15 protein-coding genes are annotated in these 16906 nt (G+C 64.5%); 6 read left to right on the top strand and 9 right to left on the bottom strand.

The annotated features are described in order from the left end of the window. Nucleotides 1–31: 31 nt before the first annotated feature. Nucleotides 32–1036: an LLM class flavin-dependent oxidoreductase gene (locus D8896_RS15180; RefSeq protein ID WP_121822966.1), complete on the bottom strand. Its 1005-nt coding sequence runs from the start codon at nt 1034–1036 to the stop codon at nt 32–34. A gap of 168 nt (nt 1037–1204) precedes the next feature. On the opposite strand from D8896_RS15180, the gene D8896_RS15175 reads away from it, so the two are divergent. Both D8896_RS15175 and D8896_RS15170 read left to right on the top strand, forming a co-directional pair. Next, the gene (locus D8896_RS15175; protein WP_121822965.1) at nt 1205–2890 is read left to right on the top strand and encodes a thiamine pyrophosphate-binding protein; all 1686 of its coding nucleotides are present in this window, start codon (nt 1205–1207) and stop codon (nt 2888–2890) included. 131 nt (nt 2891–3021) lie between these two features. Continuing rightward, nucleotides 3022–3981 (top strand): NAD-dependent epimerase/dehydratase family protein, encoded by a 960-nt coding sequence (locus tag D8896_RS15170; protein WP_121822964.1) that lies wholly within the window; start codon nt 3022–3024, stop codon nt 3979–3981. A gap of 9 nt (nt 3982–3990) precedes the next feature. On the opposite strand, the gene D8896_RS15165 is transcribed toward D8896_RS15170, so the two are convergent. From D8896_RS15165 to D8896_RS15145, 5 genes are all read right to left on the bottom strand, one after another. Further along, nucleotides 3991–4578, bottom strand: a complete 588-nt coding sequence (locus D8896_RS15165) for an HD domain-containing protein (RefSeq protein WP_121822963.1) — start codon at nt 4576–4578, stop codon at nt 3991–3993. Between the two features lies 1 nt (nt 4579). Beyond that, nucleotides 4580–5323, bottom strand: a complete 744-nt coding sequence (locus tag D8896_RS15160) for an EthD domain-containing protein (RefSeq protein ID WP_121822962.1) — start codon at nt 5321–5323, stop codon at nt 4580–4582. A 171-nt stretch (nt 5324–5494) separates the two neighbouring features. Then, nucleotides 5495–5977: a cupin domain-containing protein gene (locus D8896_RS15155; RefSeq protein WP_121822961.1), complete on the bottom strand. Its 483-nt coding sequence runs from the start codon at nt 5975–5977 to the stop codon at nt 5495–5497. Between the two features lie 10 nt (nt 5978–5987). After that, nucleotides 5988–7262, bottom strand: coding sequence for a M24 family metallopeptidase (locus D8896_RS15150; RefSeq protein ID WP_205596845.1), 1275 nt, complete (start codon nt 7260–7262; stop codon nt 5988–5990). A gap of 112 nt (nt 7263–7374) precedes the next feature. Then, the gene (locus tag D8896_RS15145) at nt 7375–7794 is read right to left on the bottom strand and encodes a VOC family protein (protein WP_121822960.1); all 420 of its coding nucleotides are present in this window, start codon (nt 7792–7794) and stop codon (nt 7375–7377) included. A gap of 779 nt (nt 7795–8573) precedes the next feature. Between D8896_RS15145 and D8896_RS15140 the strand changes: the two genes are divergently transcribed. Continuing rightward, complete coding sequence (locus D8896_RS15140) at nt 8574–9887, top strand: orc1/cdc6 family replication initiation protein (RefSeq protein WP_121822959.1); 1314 nt, start codon at nt 8574–8576, stop codon at nt 9885–9887. Between the two features lie 443 nt (nt 9888–10330). Here the strand turns inward: D8896_RS15140 and D8896_RS15135 are convergent, their stop codons facing one another. Further along, the gene (locus D8896_RS15135) at nt 10331–11101 is read right to left on the bottom strand and encodes a pirin family protein (protein WP_121822958.1); all 771 of its coding nucleotides are present in this window, start codon (nt 11099–11101) and stop codon (nt 10331–10333) included. A 176-nt stretch (nt 11102–11277) separates the two neighbouring features. Here D8896_RS15135 and D8896_RS15130 point away from each other — a divergent pair, with 176 nt between their 5' ends. Beyond that, nucleotides 11278–12336, top strand: coding sequence for a S66 family peptidase (locus tag D8896_RS15130; protein ID WP_121822957.1), 1059 nt, complete (start codon nt 11278–11280; stop codon nt 12334–12336). 71 nt (nt 12337–12407) lie between these two features. On the opposite strand, the gene D8896_RS15125 is transcribed toward D8896_RS15130, so the two are convergent. Beyond that, entirely contained in the window at nt 12408–13844 is a 1437-nt protein-coding gene (locus D8896_RS15125; RefSeq protein ID WP_121822956.1) for a (2Fe-2S) ferredoxin domain-containing protein, read from the bottom strand. Nucleotides 13845–13971: 127 nt separating this feature from the next. Between D8896_RS15125 and D8896_RS15120 the strand changes: the two genes are divergently transcribed. Continuing rightward, entirely contained in the window at nt 13972–14607 is a 636-nt protein-coding gene (locus D8896_RS15120) for an IS6 family transposase (RefSeq protein ID WP_121822955.1), read from the top strand. A 73-nt stretch (nt 14608–14680) separates the two neighbouring features. Here the strand turns inward: D8896_RS15120 and D8896_RS15115 are convergent, their stop codons facing one another. Next, nucleotides 14681–15520, bottom strand: a complete 840-nt coding sequence (locus D8896_RS15115) for a proline dehydrogenase family protein (protein ID WP_121823174.1) — start codon at nt 15518–15520, stop codon at nt 14681–14683. A 131-nt stretch (nt 15521–15651) separates the two neighbouring features. Between D8896_RS15115 and D8896_RS15110 the strand changes: the two genes are divergently transcribed. Further along, a partial coding sequence (locus D8896_RS15110) for an aldehyde dehydrogenase family protein (RefSeq protein ID WP_121822954.1) occupies nt 15652–16906 on the top strand: 1255 nt, incomplete at its 3' end.

Raw genomic sequence — 16906 nt, 5'->3', positions numbered from 1 at the left:
AACGGATCGTTCGTTTAGGATCGGCGGGTCGTCACTCGAAGTGGGGGACGACTTCGCTCCCGAGCCGTTCGACACAGTCGACCATCGCGTCCGTGCCGGTCCCGGGGTGGTACGTTCGGAGGATGAAGTGAACGTCGTCGCCCAGGGCGTCGCGGTACGCCTCGATGCCGTCGATCACGTCGTCGGGCGTCCCGAAGATCGCCTGTTCTTTCAGTTCCTCGACGCGGTCGTCGCTCAGTTCGTCGACCGACTCGCCGGAGAAGATCTCCTCGTACCGCCGCTGGAGGTAGAGGTACCCGTCCCGCATCTCCGCCCAGGCCGATTCCTTCGAGTCGCCGACGAAGCCGTGCTGGAGGACGTAGACGGTGAAGTCCCCGTCGATGTCCTCCGCCTCGCGGACGCGCTCGATGTCCTCCTTGCGCTTCCGGACGCCCTCGATCGAGAGGGCGGAGGGCGCACACCAGGCGTCGGCCGTGCGTGCCGCGCGTCGGACGGCCGGCTTGGCCGCGCCGCCGAGCATGATCGGCAGATCCCCGTCTGGTTTCGGGGTCACGGTCACGTCCGGGTCGGCGTCGCTGAACTCCGCGTCGTAGTCCAGCGGCCCCTCGGACCACGCCCCGCGGAGGACGGAGACGGTGTCCGCGAGGCGCTCGGCGCGTTCGTCGACGGGCACGCCGAACCCCTCGAACTCGCGGGGGTTCGAGCCGATGGCGAGGCCGAGCGTCGTCCGCCCGCCCGAAATGAGGTCGACCGTCGCGGCGTCCTCGGCGAGGCGAACCGGGTCGTACAGCGGCGCGAGCGCGATGCAGGTGCCGATCTCGATGTCGTCGGTCGCGGCCGCGAGCGCACCGAGCGATGGCATCGTGCCCGAGAGGTATTCGTCCTCCATGAAGTGGTGTTCCGACACCCAGGCGCTCGCCAGCCCGGCGTCGTCGATCGTCTCGCCCAGCCGGAGCATCTCGTCGTACAGTTCGGTCGACGAGCGGTCGTCGTCCGGGCGACGCTGGCAGGTGAACAGTCCCGTGCCGATCTCCATACCCGACGCTGTCGAGGAATCGTTATAATTCTTCCCAGTCGTATCGCGGAACGGTGGGTTGAACGGGTGGACGGGGTCGTTGCGTCCCCGGATCGGGATGCCCTTCCGTCCGCGAGCGTGTCGACACCGATGGGAAAACCGAAGTAGGGGGCCGGGGAACACGACGGTATGGACACGAGCGAACGGCTCGTCGAGTCGCTGGAGAACCTCGGCGTCGAGCGCGTCTTCGGCTATCCGGGCGGCCGCGCGATCGAACTGTTCGAGGGGCTCCGCGAGTCGTCGGTCGACGTGGTGCGCCCCCGGGACGAGCGCGAGGCGAGCGTGATGGCGGAGATGCACGGGCGACTGACCGGGTCGCCCGGCGTCCTGACCGGTCAGGGGCCGTGGATCGGGAGCCTCGGCTCGATCGGGCAGATGGAGGCCCGCCTCGGATCGTCGCCGATGGTCACGATCACGGAGGCCTCGGAGCGCGGCAACTACTCGACGGTCGCCCCGTATCAGCAATCTCGCGGGGATTACGGCGGTCTCGAACTGCCGAAGATCCTCGACGCCGTGACGAAGGAACACTGGTTCCCGCGCTCCCCGACGGAGACGGTTCGGAGCCTCCAGTTGGCGTTCAAGCACGCCGTCGCGGGGCGGCCGGGACCGACCGCGGTGGTGCTCGACGGCGACGCCGTCACCGAGGAGTTCGACGGCGACACCCTCCCGCCGGTGTGGAACGACGAGCGACAGACGCGGACGTGGGAGTCCCGGCCGACCGCGACCGACGTTGCGCGGGCGGCGGAGGCCCTGGAGGCGGCGGAGCGCCCGGTGATCGTGGCCGGGAACGGCGTCCACGCGGCCGACGCGTACGACGAACTCGCGGCGGTCGCGGAGGCGTACGACGCAGCCGTCGCCACCTCCTACCTCGGGAAGTCGACGATAGCGGAGACGCATCCGCTGGCCGCCGGCGTTATCGGCTCGTTCGGTCACGAGGGCGCGAATCAGGTAGTGAGCGAGGCCGACGCGCTGCTCGTGGTGGGGTGTCGGCTGAATCCGATGGACACGAACTGGCAGGCTCCCGAGTTCATCCGGCCAGACGAGCAGACGATCGTCCACGCCGATATCGACAGCCGGAACGCCGGGTGGGTGTACCCCGCCGACGTGGGGCTGATCGGTGACGCCGCCGAGAGCCTGGGCGCGCTGGCCGACGCCGGCGAGGCGAGCAACGACTGGGCGAGCGACCGGGCAGAGCGCGCACGGGAGTCGTTCACCGCTCCCGAGTGCGAGTCGGACGCCTCGCCGATCCTGCCCCAGCGCGCGGTCAAGGAGATCGAGCGCGTCGTCGACGAGGACACCGTCGTCACCGCGGACTCGGGCAACAACCGCTTCTGGTTGCTGAACTACCTGCAGGCACCCGCCACGGGAACGTACTACGGCAGCGGCGGCGTCGGCGCGATGGGGTGGGCAGCCCCGGCGGCGGTGTCGGCCGCGCTGGAGACGGACGGCGACGTGATCGCGGTTGCGGGGGACGGCGGGTTCGCGATGACGATGACCAGCGTCGAGACCGCCGTCCAGCAGGGCGTCGCACCCACGTTCGTCGTCCTCAACGACACCAGTCTCGGGATGGTCCGACAGATGGAGGGCGACGTGGCGGGCGTCGAGTTCCACGACACCGACTTCGTCGCCGCGGCCCGGGCGTTCGGTGCCGACGGGATCCGGGCGACGACGCCGGCCGACCTCCGCGACGCGCTCGACGAGGCCACGGGGTCGGAGACGGCGACGGTGATCGACGCCCGGATCGACCGCGAGCAGGACATGGCCGACACGCTCCAGTCGTCGTTCTACGCCTCCGTCGGCGGGCTCCACGAGTAGGTTAGGGGGCCGTCCACGAGTAGGTCACGGGTCCGTCCGTGGGCGGTCGTCCGGCCGGCGGGGCGGCCGCCGAGCGACGCCGACGATCCGACACGGATACACTTTTGACCCTCCGCCGGGCAGTGGTTCGTATGTCATCGTCGACCGTACTGGTCACGGGCGGTACCGGTTTCATCGGCTCCTACGTCGCACAGGAGTTCGTCGAGGACGGCCACGACGTGGTGGCGTACGATCTCTCGACGGACACCGACATCCTGGAGAAGCTCGGCGTCGCTGAGGACGTGACCGTCCGACGTGGCGACGTGACCGACCCGACCGACGTGGTGCGGGCGGTCCGCGAGACCGGGACGACACACATCGTCCACCTCGCCGCCCTGCTGACCAACGCGGCCGAGGACAACCCCCGTGCCGCGATGAAGGTCAACGTCGAGGGGACGAACAACGTGTTCGAGGCGGCGCGGACGCTGGACGAGCAGGTCGAGCGGGTCGCGTGGGCCTCCAGCGCCGCCATCTACGCGCCGCCCGAGAACTACGACGACTGGGTGACCGAGGACGACCTCGTCTACCCCGACACGCTGTACGGGGCGAGCAAGGGGTACAACGAACACCAGGCGCGGGTGTACCGGGAGGAGTTCGGCGTCTCCGACGTGGCGCTTCGCCCGACTGTCGCGTACGGTCCCTACCGCGAGACCGGGGGGTCGGCGTTCCTCGCCAACATCGTCGAAAAGCCCGCCGTCGGTGAGTCGTTCAGCGTCGACTACGGCGATCAGGCGATCGACTGGCAGCACGTCGCCGACGTCGCACAGGCGTTCCGGAAGGCTGCGTTCGCGCCGGAGGGGGACCTCTCCCAGCGCGTGTACAACGTCCGCGGCGAGCTGGCGACGATCCGCGAGGCCGTCGAGACGATGCGGGAAATCGTGCCCGACGCCGACCTCACCGTCACGGACGAGGGCGAACTTCCGTGGACTCAGAAGCTGGATATGACGGCCGCGCAGGAGGACCTGGGGTACGACCCCGAGTACGACCTCGAAGCCGGCTTCCGGCAGTACGTCGGCGTCCTGCGCGAGGAGGCGGGGTTAGAGCCGCTGTAACCGCAGCCGCTAGTTGCTGGTCTGCGAGTACTTTTCCACCCACTCCTGCAGGCTGATCCCCATCGTCGCCTGCGTGATGGCGTTCGAGGACGCGGAGTTGGCGGACTTGACCAGTTCGGCCTCCAGCGTTCGGGAGGGGATCTCGCCGATGAAGTGGGGGATCGCCCGCTGCACGTCGAGGGGACAGCCCACCTCGTGGGCGAGCGCGTAGCCCGAGAGCGAGTGGGGGATTTCTTCGGTCGCGTACTCGGGGTTCGGGTCGACCAGTTCGGCGTCGACGTGGTCGACGTACTCGTAGCATTTCCCCACGTCGTGGAGCAGACATGCCGCACGGATCACGTCCTCGTCAGGCTCCGCGCCGTGGAAGTCGCGCTGCTGGGCGGCGGCGTCGACCGCGATCCGCGTGACGCCACGGACGTGCTCGACGTTCGTCACCTCGTCGATGTTCCAGGCGTACGGGATGGCCTCGATGTGGGACCAGCCGCCGCGTTCGAGACCGAGCCGCCACGCCTCGATGACCTGCTCGCGGAGTTCGTCGTCCGCGATGTCCGCGAGTTCGGGGAACGCCTCCCGGACCTGGGTGTCGTAGTCGGGCATCTCAGGAATCTTCGTCCGAGGTCGTTCCGTCGGGTTCGTACTTCTGAACGGTCTCCCGGCCGATGAACCGCGGGCGTTCCTCGACGGCGAGGAAGTTGTCCACGTCCTCCCTCGCCTCCTTTGCCTTGCCGCGGTCCGGGTCGTAGTCGCGCGACCCTTCGCTGCCGAGTGCGTCGTAGAGCGCATCCAGGTCCTCGAAGTAGAGCTCAGCCACCCCGTCGAACTCGGCGTGCTCCGGGTCGGTCGGGAGGACCGTGGCGTACCGGACGACGCCCTCGATCTCGCGGGCGATCGGCGTGTGGTTCTCCTGCCAGTACTCGACGAACTCCTCGTGGCTCATCCCCTCCTGTCGCACCAGGAACGCGGAGTGTTTGTACAGGCCATCGGTGTCGCCGTCAACCTCGTCCTTCTGGACGATCTCCTCGCCGATGAACCGGGGGCGCTCCTCGACGTCGAGGAAGTTGTTCACGTCCTCCCGAGCCTCCGCGGCGACCTCCTTCGTCGGGTCGTAGTCCCGACTGCCCGGACTCCCCAGCGCCGCGTGCAGGTCGTCGAGGGAGTCGAAGTACAGTTCGGCGAGCCCGTCGAACTCGGCGTTCTCCGGATCGGTCGGAAGGACCGTCTGGTAGCGTTCGACGCCCTCGATCTCGCGGGCGATCGGCGTGTGGTTCTCCTGCCAGTACTCGACGAACTCCTCGTGGCTCATCCCATCCTGCCGCACGAGCAGGGCGACGTGTTTGTACATCGTCGGGAACGTCGCTGCACGCGATTATAAATCGTGTGGAAAGGATCCGGTCGATATAACGGGGGACTGAATCAGTCGCTTGGGACGGGATCAATCCGTCGCCTGGAAACAACAGGATAGGGAACGGACGAGAGGAACGACAGGGCCCGATCTGCGACCGTCGCGACGCTATTACGGCACGGACGCGGTCGCGTCGCAGTCCGGGCAGACCAAATCCGCATCGCCGTCGCCGAGTCGCATATCGTCCCTGCCACAGTCCGGACAGGACACGTCCGCGTCGTCCAGCACCGGGATGCGGCTGACCCGAACGTCGTCGCTGTCCCGGGGCGCGCCGATCGCGAACGCCACGACGGTGTCGTCGGACGCGTTTAGTCCCGACTGGAACTCGCCGGGAGCAAAGCGGATCGCTTCGCCAGCGTCGACCGTAACGGTCCCCTCTTCCGTCTCGAACGTCGCCGTTCCGGAGACGACGAGGAAGAGTTCCTCCTGGTCGGCGTGGGCGTGGACCGCGCCGCTGAACCGCTCGCCGGGATCGAGGCGATACTGTGCGACGGCGACGGTGTCGGTGTTCAGGGGACCGGTCAGCGAGCGTCGGTCGGTGTAGACGCCCTCGTCCGCCTCGGGATCGACGGCGTCGATAGAGACTTTCCGCATCGTTCGGTCATCAGTGGTCGATCCGCGTGATCTCCTCGACGGGCCACTGGCTCAGTATCTCGACGCCGTTCTCGCGGACGACGACCATCTCCTCGACGCGGACGCCCTGCCGGTCGGCGGGCTGCATCGTCTCGACGGCCATCGTCATCCCCTCCTCGATCTCGATGGGATGCTCCGGGGAGAGGCCGCGCCAGATGAGGGGTTGCTCGTACAGCTGGAGCCCGAGACCGTGTGCCCAGTGGTTGGTCGTCATCTCCCAGAACTCGTCGGCGTCGTACCAGTCCATGTGCTCGCCCTCCTCGTCCGGGAACCCCCTGCAGATCTCGTCCGTGGTGACGCCGGGTTCGATGCGTTCGAGCACGTCGTAGAGGTCGTCGCGGGCCTTCTCGTAGGCGTCCTGCTGGGCCTGCGTGGGTTCGCCCACGGAGAAGGTCCGGTAGTAGCAGGACCGATAGCCGAGGTAGCCGATGTTGTAGAAGTCGGCGTAGACGAGGTCGCCCGGCCGGATGGCACGGTCCGTCGTGTTCGCCTGGTGTTTCGGCCAGGTGTTCGGTCCCGAGGTGACGTACCCGCCCTGTGCCATCGCACCGTGTCGCCAGAGTTCGCGCACTGCGTCGCCCCAGACCTCGGACTCGCGCTTGCCCGGCTTCGCGCTCTCGGTGATCGCCTGGAACCCGGCCTCGCAGATCGACGCGACCATCCGCAGACACTCGATCTCGTCGCGCGTCTTGGTCTTCCGGGCGTCGTGCATCAGGTCGACGCACTCCTTGGTCCGGACGTCGACGTCGTTGCCCTCGAAGGCGTTCACGAGGCCGCGGTTGTCCACGTCCAGCCCCATCGGCTCCTTGTCGACGCCGTACTCCGCCAGCGCGTCGGTGACGAGACGCGCCATCTTCTCCTTGAGCCAGTTCCGGGCGGAGTCACGCCCGGACGCGCGCGGCACGTTCCCGAGCCCCGGGCAGGCGTAGCGCACGTCGTTTAGCCACGGACAGTTGTATCGCTGATTGCTCGCGTGGTCGGCCGTGTCCCAGTGAACGACGTCGCCGTCCTCCGTGAGGAGGGTGTAGTGGTCGGCACCCGACCCGCCCGTCATCGCGAGGCCGGTGACGTAGCGGATGTTCGGGTCCGACACGAGGAGCATGCTGCCGAGGTCGCTGTCCTCCAGTCGTTCGAGGGCTCGGTCGTACCGCTCGCGGCGGAGCCGTTTGACGTCGATGCGCTCCTCCCAGTCGACCGCCTGGGTGCCGCGCGTCCCCTCCATGAAGTCCCGCTGATAGAGGCTCATCGAGTCGACGTTCCGTCCCCTCTCACATGAATATTCCCGAATGTCGATCGTACTTCCGGGACCTGTTCACGTTGTTCGAAACGGGGTGTACCGACCTATCGGCCCCGAGGTGTTACGCCTCGACGATTTCGACGAGGTTGTCCTCGGGGTCGCAAACGAACAGGATTCGGGTCCCGCTCTCGGTCGTTCGCGGTTCGCTCAGCGTGTCGACGTGGTCCGGCAACTCGGCGTAGAACCGGTCGATGTCGTCGACGGCGAGACCGAGATGCTTCGCACCGGTTTGATTGACGTGATGGGCCGATGCGTCGGAGCCTGACGGATCGTACTCGACGAGTTCGATCCGCGCTCCGCCGGCGTCGAGGTGTGCGAACCTGCCGGTAGCGTCCGGGACGTCGACGGCGTCGGCAAAGGACTCGCCGGAGACGGAAAACCGCGAGACGACATCGAGATCGAAAACGTCGCTGTAGAACCGGACCGTCTCTTCGAGGTCCCTGACAGTGATGCCGAAGTGGTGCGCTTCTGGGGGTTGCATTGTCGGACCCTTCGAAGCGTTTGGTAAAGACGCTTCGCCTCGATGGTCCTGTATCGTGGAAAACTCTCCCCGTCACACACCTCTATCGATTTGTTTCCCGGACAGTTCCGTGATAGGGGTGGGGACCCACACACCTCTATCGATTTGTTCGGGGCAGTAGGGACTGGGGGTGAGAAACGGCCGGATAGGTAATATATCAGGTTGATTCCGTCGATTTGCCCCGTACTGTCCCTCTCTATCAGTAATTCGTGCTAATTCTTGTTCGGTTTCCTGTTCTCTAATTGATCGACTCTTCCGAACTTGATCGACTCTTCCGAACTCGTTGGATGCCTAGTCACATCTCAAAGTATAGCTACAGACCATGTTCAAGTAGGTGAAATAGTGAAAACCCGATTGCGTACAGCGATTAAACAAATCGATAACGGGGTGTGTTCTACTAACTTACTACACTAGAACTAGCTAGATAGAAGAAAGAAGAGAAACGCAACGGCAGGTGAGATCGTGGATCGGCTATAGAACGAGTAACACAATATATCCGAGCGATCACGTTCCGGCTTTCCCCCCACCCCACCGATCCCCTCCAGAACAAATCGATAGAGGTGTGTGGGTGTCCGGAACCGTTAACCACGAGGTATCCGGTAGGCTACGACGGCAACATATCGTCGGAGGTTCCGGTAGCTATTTCACTCTCGGCGATATTCGCCACGGAGAACGGCTATGATTCGGTAATCCAAATCGATAGGGGAACCTTTTTGACGGACCCGTTGAATGGGACTGGTATGTCTGACCCCGGCGACGACTCGGATGACGCAGGGTCGATCAAGGACATGATCCTGGAGCAGGAGGAGACGGCGACGCTCATCCGTGACCGAACCCTGCTCGACCCGACGAAGATCGTCGACGAGGACCGGATCGTCGGCCGGGACGAACAGCTGTCGTCGATCACGCGTCACCTCCGCGTCGCGATCAGCGGCGAGCGGCCGCCGAACCTGTTCCTGTACGGCCCGTCCGGAACGGGGAAGTCCCTGATCATCAATGCAGTCTGCGGAAACATCGTCGAGCTCACCGAGAACCGCGACACGAACTTCGGCGTCTTTCAGATGAACTGTCAGAACGTCGGGACGCTCGGTTCGGCGGTGTACGAACTCGCGCGGAAAGTCGCGGACGACGCCGGAGTCAACGTCGAAGTCCCCGAACACGGGATCCCGACGAAGAACAAGTGGAACGAACTCTACCGGCTCGTCAACGAGCATTACGACATCGCCGTCTTCGTCCTCGACGAACTCGACATGCTCGTCGGCCGTCGGGACAAGGACGAACCGGCGTTCTCACGGCTCCTCTACCAGCTTTCCCGGGCGGGCAGCACCGACGAGATCACGGCGAAGATCTCCGTTGCGGCGATCTCCAACGACACGAAGATGATGGAGGACGTCGGATCCCGTGCGCTGAGTTCGTTTACGCCGGAGGACGTGCATTTCGACGACTACGACGCGAACCAGCTCCGGGAGATCCTCGAACACCGGCGTGACGCGTTCCACGACGGCGCGCTGTCGGACGACGTGCTGCCGCTTGCGTCCGCGTTCGCCGCCCAGACCCACGGCGACGCCAGGAAGGCGATCGACCTCGTCAGAACCGCCGGATCGATCGCCGAACGCAAGGGATCGGACCGGGTCCGGGAGGAACACGTCCGGCGCGCGCAGGACAAGGTCGAAAAGAACCGTGTGCTGGAGGTCACGCGAGGGATCTCGACACAGAAGAAGCTCTGTCTGTACGCGACGGCAGCCGTCGCGCTGGAGACGGGGAACAACGCCGCCAAAAGTCCGCACGGGTACACCGTCTACCAGTATCTCACCCAGGCGCTCGACGCCGAGCAGTACTATCAGGAGACGTACGTCAACAAGATGAAGGAGCTGACGACGTACTCGCTGGTCGAATCCGAGCGCAAGAGCCAGGGGCCGAACTCGGGGAGCTATCTGGAGTTCACCTTCGGCGAGGATCCGGCCACGATCATCGAGACGCTCCGTGAGGACTCCAGGCTCGACGAGGTCCATGCCGACGAACTCCGGTCGGTGGTGAACGCCCAGATCCGGTGACAGTCGAACAAATCGATAAGGGGGTGTCACACCACACCCCATCGAACAAATCGATAGAGGTGTGACCTCGAAACGGATGGTCCAATCGGCCGAGGGCAACGCCTCGAACAAATCGATAGAGGGGCCCCACCGACAACCACCCTCGAGACAAATCGATAACTGGGTGGGTCGGATGAACCGGATTGGAACAAATCGATAGAAGTGTGAAACCGCTACAGGGTATCCCCGGAACAAATCGATAGAGGGGGGATTCCGACGAACATCACCGGGACAAATCGATAGCGGTGTGTCCCCCGAACCGGTGTGTCCCCCGAACCGGCATGCCCCCGGACCTTGCTATCGACGATACCCAAAATCGATCGTCGTGATCTCGTCGTAAACTCGATGCGTAGACCGACCCAGTGGACACCGGTACACTCAGCGTCTGATCGCCATGCACCCACTTAGCGTCCGATCGTCCCCTGTCGGGTGATCGGGGCATCGGGATCGATGGAGAAGGCAACCAGAATCGAATCCTCGGTCGCCGTTACCGGAACCTCACCGTCGGCGGTCACGAGCGCACTTTCCGTGTAGCCGACCTTAGCCTCTTCGTCACCGACAGCGACGGCACCGTCGAACACGTAGAGATACGTGTCCCAGCCCGAACGGGACGGGAGAACTGTGGTCTCCCCGCCTGTCAGCCGGCAGTCGTAGCAGTTGACCTCGTTCCGCACGTACAGCGGGGCGTCGCCGCCCTCGGGACCGAACAGGTGTCGCCACTCGTTTGGTCCGGCCTCGGGGATCGGTTCGTGCTGGATGCCGGGGTCGAGATTCAGACTATGCGGACGGACGAAGATCTGGAGCATCCGGAGCGGCGGGTCGTCGGCCTCGGTCTCCTCGGCGTGCCAGAAGCCGCTCCCGGCGTTCATCACCATGAGATGTCCGGGATCGGTGACCAACTCGTTGCCCTGGCGGTCGTCGTGGCGCATCACGCCTTCGGGCACCCACGAAATGATCTCCTCGTTCCGGTGCTGGTGCATTCGGATGAGCGTCCCCGGATCCATGAACGACTCGACGACGGTCGCGAGGGGGCCGTAGCCGTGGTCGTCGTGGTCCGGGAGCGCCCGTCCAGGGAAGTTGAACCGCGTCCTGAACTTCCCCTGGTCCTGCGAAACGTCCGACCGTGGGGCAGTGTGGATCCCCGACTGCGTCCGTACCGACGGTGTCTCGTCCATTAATACCGGATAGGTGACCCGGGCGGATATGTATTCCGTACGGGGATCGCCCGGTCCTACCTGTCCCGACCGCGCCGTTCATCCCCGATTTCCTTTGCCAACAGTTCGAATCCATCACCGTCGATGGTTCACACACCCCCGAAAACCCCTTTACGTGATACGGCAATACTCCCGGTATGTCGGACGACTTCGTGACTCCGCCACCCCTGTCGCCGGGGGACCGCGTCGCGGTGCTGGCCCCGTCCAGCGGCGGCGCACGGAACGCCCCGCACGTGTTCGAACTCGGGCTGGAACGGCTCCGAACCGTCTTCGACCTGGACCCGGTCGTGTATCCGACCGCGCGACAGAGCGACCAGTTCCTCGCCGACAGCCCGCGGGCACGCGCGGCGGACGTTCACGCTGCCGTCCGCGATCCCGAGATCGGCGGCATCGTCGCCACCATCGGCGGCTGGGACCAGTTGCGGATCCGTCGCTACCTCGACACCGACGTGCTCGCCGCGAATCCGACGCGGTTCTACGGGATGAGCGACAACACGAACCTCTCGCTGGCGCTCTGGAACGCCGGCGTCGTCTCGTACAACGGGGCGCAGCTGATGAACGAACTCGCGGTACCGGGGGAACTCCCCGACTACACCGAGCGGTACTGTCGGCGTGCGTTCTTCGAGGAGTCCCTCGGGGAACTCACGCCGGCGACGGAGTGGACGGACGAGCCCACCACCTGGTGGACCGAACCGTCGGAGATGGGCTCGCCGCCCGCATACGAGGCAAACCCCGGCTGGCGATGGGTCGGCGGCTCGGACCCGGCCACCGGACGTCTCTGGGGTGGAAACCGAATCATCCTGGAATGGACCCTCGCGGCCGACCGCGGGGTCCCGGAACCCGCCGAACTCGACGGAGCGGTGCTCGCCATCGAGACTGCCGAGATCATCCCCTCGCCCGACGAGGTCCGGGCGACGTTGATGAGCATGGGCGAGCGCGGACTGCTCGAACGGTTCGCGGCCGTTCTGGTCGGCCGCCCGCCAACTCGCAGCTACCTGAAGGAACCGCCTCGCGAGGAGCGCGAAGCCTACCGGGAGCGGATGTACGACGCGATCGCCGACGAGATCGCTCGCTACAACCCGGATGCGCCGGTCGTCATGGGGCTGGACTGGGGGCACACGAACCCCATCGCGCCGCTCCCCATCGGTGCCCGAGTCACCGTCGACCCCGGTTCGGAAACCGTCTCCTTCGAGTGACCGATCCGGAGCCTCCCGGACAGTTTCTCCAGTTGGTAACACTACCCGGTAACACTACCCGGTAACACCGTTCAGTAACACTCGCCTGTCGGACACCGCCCCTCGGCGTGTGCGTGGAACGTCGCCTCGAACGCGTCGAGCGCCGATCTGGTGGGTCGGGCCGCGGCGGCGGCTACCCGGCAATCCATCTCGGCGAGCGCCTCACAGGTCGTCCGCAGTTCGTCCGGATCGAACTGGCCATCGTACACTGCCCGTAGCTGCTCGTGTAGCTCCGGCACCACGTTCCGGCATCCGCCACAGCGGCCACAGCCGTGCTCCCTGGCGAACTTCGTCCGTCTGCCCGCGACGGCCACCGGACACCGCGAGTCGTCGAACAGTTCGACGACGCCGTTCGTCCCGAGACCGGCGGTCGTCAGGGCATCCACGTTCGCGGCCACGTCCAGCGTCCGGGTGAGCCCACCGAGACGGCCGCCGACGCAGGCGAACTCGAGCGACGGCTCCCCAACCGCGTCGAGCGCCGTCGAGAGCGGCGCGTCGGTCGGCAGTTCCACCGTCGCCCGGTCCGCGTCGCCACATACGGTGACCAGCCGAGTGCCGGGGTCGTCCGCCGTTTCCGGGGCACCCCGATCGCTCGCCAGTCCGCCACTCGAATCGGTTCCGTGAACGAGTGCCCGAAGCCCGGCGAGCGTCCGGGGCGTGTGGACGACGGTGGGTCGATCGTCATCGACCGTCTCGGCCGCCATGACCTCCTCGTCGGGGTCGAACGCGCCGGTTCCGACCGTCACCGTCACGTCCCTGTCGGTATCGGCTGCAACAGCCTCGACTCGGCTCCGGGCGATCCTGTCCCCCTCGCCCGTAACTACGACAACGTCGCTCGCCTCGACCACATCGGCGACGGCCGTCGCGGCGTCGACGACCGCGGCCGGGTCGGATTCCAGCAGCAGCCGATCAGCGGCTACGTCCGGGTCGGTGTCGCTGGCGACGACCACGGCCGGCTCACCCCCGGCGGACTGGGCGGCGTCCCACGACGCAACGACGGGCCCGTCGGCCGAGTCGACGAAACCCCGCCCGCGAAACCCCGAATCGCGCGCGGTCGATTCGACCGCGGCCGGGGCGGTCGACCCGACCGGCGATCCGTCGCTCGGGTCCACCCAGCCACAGCGGGCGAGCGTTCGGCGCTCGCCGACCGCGAACGGGCCGTTGGCGGGTCGCGGAACTCCAGTCCCGTCGTCGTCCGAGACGGCGAAGGCGGGCGGTTCGAGCAGTTCGGTCGTGAGGGCGTCGACCAGCCCCTTCGCTCCCGACGGCGTCACGCGACCGTACGCAGCAGTCCGACCGTCACGCGTCGCCATGAGGACCGGCTCCCGGCAGGTGAGTCCCGTCGGCCCGACTGTTCGCACGTCGACGCCGTCCGGCGCGGCTTCCCGGGCCGCCCGAACCACGTCGTCGCCGCCACGACGGCCGACGGTCACCCGTATCGTCGTCCCGCCGGTGTCCAGTTCTGTCATGCGAGTCGGGTGGCGTTCGATCGACGTAAGGGTTGGCAAGCGTAACGATCGACGCACGGATTGGGAGGGGAAGCGGCGGTGTTCAAATAAGGGTGAAGAGTGATGCGGAGCGATCTTCTAGTGGTTCATGCCAGAGATCGCCCGCCTCATCGAAGGTAGCGACTGCTTCGAGTTAGACTTTCTGGAGCGAGAGGCGACACCCGAACCCGCGATGAAGCTGGGTATCCGACTCTATCTAGCAGAATTATCACTTTTAGATACAATTTCTGTTCTCTATAGGTTGGGTGCCGAACGTTGTCGGACGACGGTTCACAACCGGGTGCAGAAAGCAGATCTACAGCCCCGTGACGGTGCGAATCCGGCTCACGTCGCGGTTGACGAGACCGTGATCCAACTCAACAATGAACGGTTCTGGCTGTACGCCGCCGTCGGTTCCGACACGAACCGCTTGCTGCACGTCAAGCTCTCTCCGACGAGAAACCAGGCGATCACCGAGATGTTTCTCGCAGAACTCTGCGAGAAACATCTCGTCGGTGACACACTCTTTCTCGTCGATTCCGCACCGTGGCTGCAAGCAGCGCTCCACCGACACGGCCTCGATTACAGATATGAAAAACACGGTAATCGGAACAGCGTCGAATGTGTCTTTCGAGAACTAAAACGTCGAACCAACCAGTTCTCAAACTGTTTCAGTCACGCCGAATCAAACACCGTCGAAAATTGGCTGCAAGCATTCGCCTTCGCATGGAACCAGCTTATCTAACAATTACCTTACTTCCCTGCCACAATCTAGTAAGATAGCGTTCAACTCGGATTTCACCGCCGTAGCGATTGGGTCACACACCGACAACTGCCCGTAGTGCAAACAATGCATTCTCCTTCCGCTCACGCACCCGGCGATAAAAATACTGTATCCATCGTGACCCGTAGGGGACGTACTGGTAGACATCCACGCCTTCAGCTGCAAGATTCTGCTGAGCGTCTTCACGAACACCCATTAACATCTGTATCTCATACGGGGTGCCGTATTCTTGGTGTAGTGTTTTCGCGTACTCGATCATCTCCGGATCGTGGCTTCCTACCGCGATTCCTCCATCCCGTTGTTCAAATGCGTCCTCGAGTAACGTCCGATACGCCTCATCGACACGGGATTTATTCTTGAATGCGACCGATTCCGGTTCGTCGTACGCACCCTTCACAAGTCGTACCTTCCCAGGTACATCACTGAGACGCTCCAAGTCGTTCCTTGTTCGTTTGAGATTAGCCTGAAGACAGATACCGACACCGCCGTTGTGTTCCCGGGCCAATCTCTCGTATGCATCGAGTGTCACATCCGTTGTCTCGGAATCTTCCATATCAACCCAAACGAAAACATCATGCGAGTCCGCAGTTTCGACGATGCGACTGAGATTGGTCTCAAATTGATCAGCAGATATTTCTTGTCCGATTTGTGAAGGTTTGACTGAGATACAGGCATTAACATCAGACTCTGATATGTCCTCAACTAATGCGCAATATGCTTCCGTGTCTTCGGTTGCTTTTTCGGGGTCACCATGATGTTCTCCGAGTAAATTGAGGATCGTGTTGACACCGTTCTTATTATTTGTAGCTGCACGGTCTAATGCCGCTGCCACCGATGTCCCAGCAACGAAGTTATTCGCGATAGGTGGAATCATCATCTTTTACTCGGTGTGGCTACCTATAATCTCAGCACCGACCAAATCATACATAGTATAATAATTGAAATAATAGTGGGGCCGACCATGGGAGGGAGCCCATTCTACACCACGGCCACCAAGGCGTACGTATGAGTCAAGCAATCGGTGCAGAGAGTTACCAGCATTACGTCGACGGCGAGTGGACCGACGGCGAGGGAACGGAGACGTTCGAGAGCGAGAACCCGGCGACGGGCGAGACGCTGGGCGAGTTCCGCCGGGGCACCGAGGCGGACATCGACCGCGCGATGGCCGCCGCCGACGAGGCCTTCGAGGAGTGGCGAGACCTCTCCCGCATCGAGCGGGCGGAGTACCTCTGGGACATCTACCACGAACTGCGGGACCGACACCAGGAACTGGGTGAGGTCGTCACCAAGGAATGCGGCAAGGAGATCAGCGAGGGAAAAGCCGACGTGACCGAGGCCTGGCACATGGTCGAGTGGGCCGCCGGCGACGCCCGCCACCCGAAAGGCGACGTCGTGCCCTCCGAGATCCCCGAGAAAGACGCCTACATGCGCCGCAAACCCCGCGGCGTCGTCGGCTGTATCACGCCGTGGAACTTCCCGGTCGCCATTCCGTTCTGGCACATGGCCGTCTCGCTGGTCGAGGGCAACACCGTCGTCTGGAAGCCCGCCGAACAGACGCCGTGGTGTGGCCAGATCATCGCCGAGATGTTCGAGGATGCCGGCATCCCCGACGGCGTGTTCAACATGGTGCAGGGCTTCGGCGACGCGGGCAACGCCATCGTCGAGGACGACCGCACCGACACCGTCCTCTTCACCGGTTCGGCGGAGGTCGGCCAGGAGGTCGCCAGCAAGGTCGGCGGCACGCCCGGCAAGCTCGCGGCCTGTGAGATGGGCGGGAAGAACGGCATCGTGATCACCGAGGAGGCCGACCTCGACATCGCCGTTCACTCCGCGGTCATGTCCTCGTTCAAGACCACCGGCCAGCGCTGTGTCTCCTCCGAGCGGTTGATCGTCCACACGGACGTGTACGACGAGTTCAAGGAGCGGTTCGTCGAGGTGGCCGAGCAGGTCGCGGTCGGCGACCCGCTCGAGGAGAACACGTTCATGGGGCCGGCCATCGAGCCGGACCACGTCGAGAAGATCCAGCGGTACAACGACCTCGCCGAACAGGAGGGCGCGAACGTGCTGGTCGACCGCGCGGAACTGGGCGACGACGAGATCCCCGAGGGTCACGAGGACGGCAACTGGGTCGGCCCGTTCGTCTACGAGGTCGACTACGACGAGGACCTGCGCTGTCTCAAGGAGGAGGTGTTCGGCCCCCACGTCGCGCTGGTGGAGTACGAGGGCGACGTCGACCGCGCCATCGAGATCCACAACGACA

The sequence above is a fragment of the Halostella salina genome (assembly GCF_003675855.1).
Taxonomy (GTDB): domain Archaea; phylum Halobacteriota; class Halobacteria; order Halobacteriales; family Natronoarchaeaceae; genus Halostella; species Halostella salina.
This window is presented reverse-complemented; position numbering and strand designations above follow the sequence as displayed.

Excerpts from the sequence above, each read along its gene's own strand:
- D8896_RS15145 (WP_121822960.1), bottom strand. The coding sequence starts at position 7,794 with ATGCAACCCCCAGAAGCGCACCACTTCGGCATCACTGTCAGGGACCTC.
- D8896_RS15120 (WP_121822955.1), top strand. The coding sequence starts at position 13,972 with ATGCCAGAGATCGCCCGCCTCATCGAAGGTAGCGACTGCTTCGAGTTA.
- D8896_RS15115 (WP_121823174.1), bottom strand. The coding sequence starts at position 15,520 with ATGATTCCACCTATCGCGAATAACTTCGTTGCTGGGACATCGGTGGCA.
- D8896_RS15180 (WP_121822966.1), bottom strand. The coding sequence starts at position 1,036 with ATGGAGATCGGCACGGGACTGTTCACCTGCCAGCGTCGCCCGGACGAC.
- D8896_RS15165 (WP_121822963.1), bottom strand. The coding sequence starts at position 4,578 with ATGCCCGACTACGACACCCAGGTCCGGGAGGCGTTCCCCGAACTCGCG.
- D8896_RS15135 (WP_121822958.1), bottom strand. The coding sequence starts at position 11,101 with ATGGACGAGACACCGTCGGTACGGACGCAGTCGGGGATCCACACTGCC.
- D8896_RS15150 (WP_205596845.1), bottom strand. The coding sequence starts at position 7,262 with ATGAGCCTCTATCAGCGGGACTTCATGGAGGGGACGCGCGGCACCCAG.
- D8896_RS15170 (WP_121822964.1), top strand. The coding sequence starts at position 3,022 with ATGTCATCGTCGACCGTACTGGTCACGGGCGGTACCGGTTTCATCGGC.
- D8896_RS15140 (WP_121822959.1), top strand. The coding sequence starts at position 8,574 with ATGTCTGACCCCGGCGACGACTCGGATGACGCAGGGTCGATCAAGGAC.
- D8896_RS15160 (WP_121822962.1), bottom strand. The coding sequence starts at position 5,323 with ATGTACAAACACGTCGCCCTGCTCGTGCGGCAGGATGGGATGAGCCAC.
- D8896_RS15155 (WP_121822961.1), bottom strand. The coding sequence starts at position 5,977 with ATGCGGAAAGTCTCTATCGACGCCGTCGATCCCGAGGCGGACGAGGGC.
- D8896_RS15130 (WP_121822957.1), top strand. The coding sequence starts at position 11,278 with ATGTCGGACGACTTCGTGACTCCGCCACCCCTGTCGCCGGGGGACCGC.
- D8896_RS15175 (WP_121822965.1), top strand. The coding sequence starts at position 1,205 with ATGGACACGAGCGAACGGCTCGTCGAGTCGCTGGAGAACCTCGGCGTC.
- D8896_RS15125 (WP_121822956.1), bottom strand. The coding sequence starts at position 13,844 with ATGACAGAACTGGACACCGGCGGGACGACGATACGGGTGACCGTCGGC.